This is a genomic window from Nonomuraea sp. KM90, assembly GCF_052246675.1.
Classification (GTDB): domain Bacteria; phylum Actinomycetota; class Actinomycetes; order Streptosporangiales; family Streptosporangiaceae; genus Nonomuraea.
The window spans coordinates 55,859-62,316 of sequence record NZ_JBQQCB010000064.1 but is presented as its reverse complement, the minus strand read 5'-3'; the positions used below and the strand labels follow the sequence as shown (position 1 = coordinate 62,316).

Here is a 6,458-nt window from a genome sequence, read left to right as displayed (position 1 = left end):
TCGACGTGTGTGCGGCTGGCGCCTTCGGTTGTGTTGCTTGCTGGGTGTTGACCGGCATCGGTGTTGGTACGGTGCTGAGCTCGGGCGGCGTGGGCGCCTGCGACGTCCATTCCGTCGGGAGCACCAGCGGGCCCACGTCGTTCGGGTCGGTGGCCGACTTGTCCGCCCAGGGCACGGTCACCTCGGCCTGCCCCGGCTGGTCCTGTCCCGTCTGGCCCTGCCCTGGCTGGTCCTGCCCCGGCTGCTGCGGCTGGCCCTGCTGCGGGACGTCCTGCGATCCGTCAGCCGCCTGGGCGTTCGCCGACGGGGTGCCCACGGCCGCGGCCACGGGCTCGAAACGCTGCGTCGACGCGTACCGGTTGGCGCTCCACAGCCCCACGGCGGACAGCAGCGCCAGCGCGGTCACCGCGGCGGCGAGTCCCAGAGGGAAGCGGCGAGGGGGACGGGAGGACACCGTCTCCCCGGCAACGGTCGCCTGCCGCTCGGAGCGCGGCGGCTCCCACATCGGGCCGGGAGGCGGCACCGGCACACCCTCCATCGGCGGCGGACCGCCATGGGCGTGCTCCTGCGGCACGGGCGGCGGCCCCCACGTCTGCTGCGGCAGCATGGGCGCTCCGGCCTGCGGCGGCATCCCCTCCGCCGGCATGCCGGAGGGCACGGGGCCGCCCTGCACGGGCACGCCATGAAGGGGCGCGCCCGGCACACCCTGTGAAGGCACGCCATGAACGAGCGTGCCCGGCACACCCTGCACAGGGACGCCATGGACGGGCGCGCCGGGCACACCCTGCCCCGGCACGCCGCTGACGGGCACGCCTTCGATCGGGGCGCCCGGCTGAGACGGCGGCTTCTGCGCCAGGGCGGCGGCGCCGCCCTTCTTGTCCCCGAGGAGCCGCAGCAGCGCCATGTACGTGGTCGGGCGCGGCGTGACGTCCTTGGCCAGCGCGGACAGCACTACCTGGCGCAGCGGCTCGCCCAGGTTCCCCACTTCGGGTTGCCCGTTCAGCACCGCCTCGGCGTCGTGCCCGAACGGCGGCTTCCCGGTCGCGGCGAACACCACCGTCGCGGCCCAGGCGAATATGTCGGCGTACGGCCCGTACCTCAATCCCCTGAGCTGCTCAGGAGCCCGGTACCCCACCTCGCCGGCGGGTTCTCCGAGGTCGACGTCCGTCACCCGGGGGCCGTCGGCGCCGATGATCACGTTGTGCGGGGTGAGCCCGCGGTGCGTGATGCCGGCCAGGTGCACCGCGGTCAGCGCGGTCAGCACACCCACGGCCACCCGCTCGAGCGCGTCGGCGTCGAGCGGACCGTCCTCCGCCACGATCTCGGCGAGGCTGCGCCCCTCGACGTACTCGCGCACGACGTAGGGCAGGTCACCGTGCTGACCGGCTTCCAGGGTCCTCGCGATGTACGAGCTGGAGACGCGTTGCACCCCGGTGAGCCGAGCAATGTCGTCGCCGCCCTGTTCAGGGACGGCGGGCAATAACTTGATCACTCTCAGGGGCGCGTCCTCGGACTCCTTGCCGAGATAGGCCGTACCGTTCGGCCCATCGGGAAGGCGTCCTGAGATGACGTACGCGCCCAGCTTCTCGGGATCGCCCGGCCGCACGGGATGCATCTCTGTCCCTTCAGTTACTGCAAGATCTCAAGGGGACATTCAACCAAATCCGTCACATTCGCATCAGTGGTTTCGTCAGCAAATCGATAATTCACCGAACCGCAACCCTCAGGACGGCCGGCCGGGCCGCCAGCCCCTGCGCCGCCCCAGGGGAACGAGCAGCGCGAGCGCGCCCGCCACCGCGATCGCCAGCACCGCGCCGAATCCCACCGCCATGGAGATGCCGATGGCGGTCTCGTCGCGGGGAGGGACCTTGGCGATGGCGTCCGCCGGCAGCGCGGTGGGCGGCGGCTCGGCCACCACGGGCGCGTTGACGGCTTCGTAGGGCAGCACGGCCGTGAGCGCGAGCACCGGGTTCACCATCCCCGTGCCGGTGCCCACACCGGCGGTGCCGTCGGCGGTGGCGATGATGCGGCGGCGCACCTGCTCCTGGGTGAGCTTCGGGAAGCGGGCCCGCACGAGCGCGGCGGTGCCCGCCACGTAGGGCGTGGCGAAGCTGGTGCCCTGCAGGCCACGCTTGTAGGCGCGACCCGGCCAGGGAGCGGTGATCTCCGTGCCGGGGCCGAGCACGCCGACCGGGGTGGTGGCGTTGGAGGAGTCGGCGCGGCGGCCGTCGGGGGTGGCCGCGCCCACGGCCAGCACGCCCTCGTACGCCGCGGGATAGGCGGGCACGTCCTCGTCGTCGGGGCCTGTGACGTTCCCGGCCGCGGCGACCACCACGATGTCCTGGTCGAGCGCCCGCTGGACGGCGGCGCGCAGCCCGGGGTGGTCGGAGGCGCGCACGGAGACGTTGATCACCTCGGCCTTGGCCGCGACGGCGTCGTTGATGGCGTCGACCAGCTTGTTGATGTCGCCCTCGGGCTTGTTGCTCTGCTTGAGCATCACGATCTCGGCGTCCGGCGCGACGCCGTGGAAGGGCACGCCGGCCAGATAGCGGGCGCCGATGATGCCCGAGACGGCCGTCCCGTGGCCCACGCAGTCGCGGTGGCCGGTGTGCGTCTCGTCAATGATCTTGGAGAGCTGGACCTGCGGGTGGTAGTCGGCGCCGCTGTCGACGACCGCGACCGTCACGCCGGCGCCCCTGGTCAGCCGCCAGGCGTTCTTGATGTCGAGCCGTTTCTGCGCCCACGGCTCGCTGGCCGGCAGCTTCAGCGTGCCTTTCTCCGGGTTGCAGTCCTCGGGCGCGGCGGCCGCCGGAGCGCCGAGGACGTGCAGGGCGATCAGGCTCGCGAAAAGGGCGCGACCAATCATGACGGGCAAGCGTAGACGCAACCTAGCCGCAGTTGGCCCACCCCGCACTCGTGCTCCCTGAACCCGCGCTGCCGGAGTAGCGGACACACTTGCCCTTGGCCGCCAGGATGACCGGGCCGGCGTAATACTCGAAGTTCCCGGCGTCGGTCTTGCTGCCACCGCCCTGCACCTCCAGAGTGGCGCTCACCCGGGTGGACCTGCCGACGTCCGCGCCCGACTTGAGGGTGACCACGCAGTTCTGCCCCGTGCTGTTGTTCCACAGCTGGTACGTGGTGCCGCCGGTGAACGAGCTCGACCGCTGGACGACGAAACCGCCACCGCACACCTGGGCCGCGGTGTAGGGGTTCTTCTTGACGGGCGGCGGGGTCGTCCTGGTCGGAGTCGGCGTCGGCTTCTGCGTCGTCCTGGTCGGCGTCGGCTTCTGCGTCGTCTTCGTGGGAGCCGGCTTCTGGGTCGTCTTCGTGGGAGTCGGCTTCGGCTCCTGCGTCGTCCTCGTGGGCGCCGGCCTCGATGTGGTCCTCGTGGGGGTGGGCGCGGGCTCCTCGGTGGTCCGCGTCGGGCTCGGCGTCGGCCTCCTGGAGTGCGGAACCGTCTTGGTGACCGTGGCCTTGGGCTTGGGGCTCTTGGTGGGCTTCGCCGACGGCTGTGGCTGCTGCGTCCCCGTGGGCTGGGCGGTGGGGAGCGGCACCGGCTGCGTCGAGATCGGTCCGGGGGTCGGCACCGTCGTGAGCACCGGGACCGTCGGCGAGCCGGTCGGGTCCTCGGTGGGGAGCGTCATCGGGCCGACGCCGCTCTCGTCCGGGGCGGCCGTGTCCACCCACGGCGCGGTCATCTCGGGCTGCGGCTGCGTGGGCGCGCCCGTCACGGCCCCTTCCCCCTGGTTCAGGGCGGAGAAGGCGCCTCCCCCGGTGGCCTCCCGGGTGGCGGCGGCGATCGGGGCGAACTTGACCTTGCCGGAGTACTGGCTCGCGCCCCACACGCCGAGGCCCGACAGGAGCACGACGGCGGTGAGGCCCGCCACGAGCCCCACGGGGAACGGCCTGCGCTCCCGCCCGTCGCCCTGCCCGGGCACCGCCGGGGGAGCCGGAGGCTGGGGCGGGCCCTGCTGCGCGGGGCCGGGCGGAGGCCCCCACATCTGAGGCTCGTACGCGGGCCCCGCCGTCCCGAGTCCCATCGGCCCCTGGCCCATCGGGGCCTGTCCCGTCGGGGCCTGCGCCATCGGCTCCATCGGGACCGCTCCGATCGGCCCCGGGCCCATGGGGCCGGGCCGGACCGGTGCGGGCTGGACCGGGGCGGGCTGGACCGGGGCGGGGTGGACGGGTGCGGGGTGGGCGGGGTGTCGGTCCATGGGGGCTGCGGGCGGCGGCATCAGCGGCGTCTGAGCGCCGTCGACGGGCAGCTGGATGGGCAGGATCGCCGGCGGCGGCACCGGGCTCCCGACAGCGGGCGGCAGCACCGGGCTCCCGGCGGCCGGCGGCGCGGGCACGGGCGCGTTGCGGTCGCCCAGCAGCCGCAGCAACGCCGTGTACGCCGTGAGCCGCCCGTCCGCCTTCTTGGCGAGCGCGGCCAGCACCACCTGCCGCAGCGGCTCGGGCAGCTCCCCGATCTCGGGCTCCCCGTTCAGCACGTTCTCCGGGTCGTGCCCGAAGGGTGCGGACCCGGTGGCGGCGAACACCACGGTCGTGGCCCAGGAGAAGACGTCGGCGTACGGCCCGTACTGCAGCCCGCCGAGCTGCTCGGGCGCCCGGTGGCCGATCTCGCCGGCCGGATCCCCGAGCTCGATGTCGGTGACGCGCGGCCCCTCGACGGTGAGGATCACGTTCGACGGTGTGAGGCCGCGGTGCGCGAACCCGGCCAGGTGGACGGCGGTCAGCGCGGTCAGCGTGCCCACCGCGACCCGCTCCAGCGCGTCCCCGGTCAGCGGCCCGTCCGCCGCGACGGCCTCGGCCAGCGACCGGCCCTCGATGTGCTCCCTGATCACGTACGCCAGCCCGTTGTCGGTGCCGGCGTCGAACGTGCGGGCCACGTACGAGCTGGACACCCGCGTGACGCTCTTCAGCCGGGCCCCGAAACCGGGGTCGGCGTCAGGGGTGACGCTCAGCGTCTTGACGGCCACCTGAGGCGCCTCTTCGGACTCCCGGCCCAGGTAGACGACGCCACGCGGCCCCTCACCCAGGCGGCCGGTGATCTCATGGCCACCTATCCGCTCCGGCTGGGAGGCGTCCTTCTCCGCCATGACCGTCCTTTCGGGATTACGTCATGATCGGAGGACATTTAACCAAATAAGCCCCATAAGCATCAGGGGTTTCGGTCGCGCACTCTGACTGTCAACCGTCAATTGGCGTTCGAGCGGGCGGCCAGGACTCCGCGCGCGCCCGTTCGACCGTCGCGCGCCCGTTCAACGGAAAGAAGCCCCAGCTCCCTCGCCAGGGCCCTCTCGTTGATCATTTCGTGGCGGACTCGATGTTCTGCCGGTAGGTCCCGATGACCCGCGAAGCTTCCGCGAGTTCCTCGGTCATGCGCTGGAACGCGGTGCGGTAGTTCTGCCACGCCTGCTGGAAGCGCTGCGCTCCCGGCCCCGTCCACGCGGTGCCGACCTTGGCGGCCTCGCGGTCGAGCGCGGTCATGGTGGTGCGGACCGCCTCCGACTGCTGCGTGAACTGCGTGGACATCTGCTGCATTTCCGCGGGGTCGCCGCCGAGCATGCTCTGGCTCATGCATACCTCCTGGAACCTGTGAAAGCGCCCTCACACTAAGGAAGGGCCACCGCCCGTCGCCCGCGTTATGCCGAGAGGCTATGGTCTACCCGAGGATTGTTCGGATCGCATCGGGAGCTGTCGGCTCATGCGCGAGATAGTCGTGACCGGCGGCGGGACCGGCATCGGATACGCGATCGCCGAGGCGTTCGTCTCGCTGGGCGACCACGTCACCATCACCGGCCGCCGCGAGCAGGTGCTCAAGGAGGCCGCCGAGCGTCTGGGCGCGGCGTACACGGCGTTCGACGCCACCAGCCCCGGCGAGGTGCGGGAGGCGCTGCGCAGGCTGCCGGAGCGGGTCGACGTGCTGGTCAACAACGCCGGCGGCAACACCAACCTCGGCCGCAGGTGGTCCGACGAGCTGATGGACGTGGCCCAGGCGTGGTGGGCCAACCTCAACGCCAACCTCATGTCCGCCGTGCTCGTCACCACCGCGCTGACCGCGCGGATGGGCGACGGCGGCCGGATCGTCTCGATCGGCTCGATCGCCGCCAGGGGCACCGGCTCCGGCTCGTACGGCGCCGCCAAGGCCGCCATGGAGTCCTGGACCGCAGACCTGGCCGCCGAGCTGGGCCCCAAGGGCATCACCGCGAACGTCGTCTCCCCCGGCCTCGTCCTGGACACCGAGTTCTTCCGCGGCCGGCTGACCGAGGACGGCATCAGGGCCCGCGTGGAGAACACCCGCAACGGCCGTCCTGGCAGCCCCGCCGACGTGGCCGATACCGTTCTGTTCCTGGCCTCCGCGGGAGCCAGGCACGTAACGGGGCAGGTGGTCCACGTGAACGGCGGCGCGTACCTGGGCCGCTGAGCACCCAGGAGGCCCCGAGGAGGAAGGA

Annotated in this window: 5 protein-coding genes; 1 reads left to right on the top strand and 4 read right to left on the bottom strand. The window is 72.5% G+C overall.

What is annotated here, in order from left to right; all coding sequences use genetic code 11:
• From ACTWPW_RS40330 to ACTWPW_RS40315, 4 genes are all read right to left on the bottom strand, one after another.
• Positions 1-1,615 (bottom strand): serine/threonine protein kinase (locus ACTWPW_RS40330; RefSeq protein ID WP_443171766.1); only part of this gene is annotated, 1,615 nt, incomplete at its 3' end.
• A gap of 108 nt (positions 1,616-1,723) precedes the next feature.
• On the bottom strand, positions 1,724-2,866 hold the full coding sequence (locus ACTWPW_RS40325) for a S8 family serine peptidase (RefSeq protein WP_375116268.1): 1,143 nt from the start codon (positions 2,864-2,866) through the stop codon (positions 1,724-1,726).
• A gap of 22 nt (positions 2,867-2,888) precedes the next feature.
• Positions 2,889-5,102 carry a protein kinase domain-containing protein gene (locus ACTWPW_RS40320; RefSeq protein ID WP_443171765.1) on the bottom strand — a complete coding sequence of 738 codons (2,214 nt, stop codon included), beginning with the start codon at positions 5,100-5,102 and terminating at the stop codon, positions 2,889-2,891.
• A gap of 208 nt (positions 5,103-5,310) precedes the next feature.
• Positions 5,311-5,583: a WXG100 family type VII secretion target gene (locus ACTWPW_RS40315; RefSeq protein WP_364112490.1), complete on the bottom strand. Its 273-nt coding sequence runs from the start codon at positions 5,581-5,583 to the stop codon at positions 5,311-5,313.
• Between the two features lie 127 nt (positions 5,584-5,710).
• Between ACTWPW_RS40315 and ACTWPW_RS40310 the strand changes: the two genes are divergently transcribed.
• On the top strand, positions 5,711-6,430 hold the full coding sequence (locus ACTWPW_RS40310) for an SDR family NAD(P)-dependent oxidoreductase (protein ID WP_375116266.1): 720 nt from the start codon (positions 5,711-5,713) through the stop codon (positions 6,428-6,430).
• Positions 6,431-6,458 lie beyond the last annotated feature (28 nt).

Bases quoted from the DNA above. Each gene is read 5' to 3' on its own strand.
- ACTWPW_RS40325 (WP_375116268.1), bottom strand. From the start codon at position 2,866: ATGATTGGTCGCGCCCTTTTCGCGAGCCTGATCGCCCTGCACGTCCTC.
- ACTWPW_RS40320 (WP_443171765.1), bottom strand. From the start codon at position 5,102: ATGGCGGAGAAGGACGCCTCCCAGCCGGAGCGGATAGGTGGCCATGAG.
- ACTWPW_RS40315 (WP_364112490.1), bottom strand. From the start codon at position 5,583: ATGAGCCAGAGCATGCTCGGCGGCGACCCCGCGGAAATGCAGCAGATG.
- ACTWPW_RS40310 (WP_375116266.1), top strand. From the start codon at position 5,711: ATGCGCGAGATAGTCGTGACCGGCGGCGGGACCGGCATCGGATACGCG.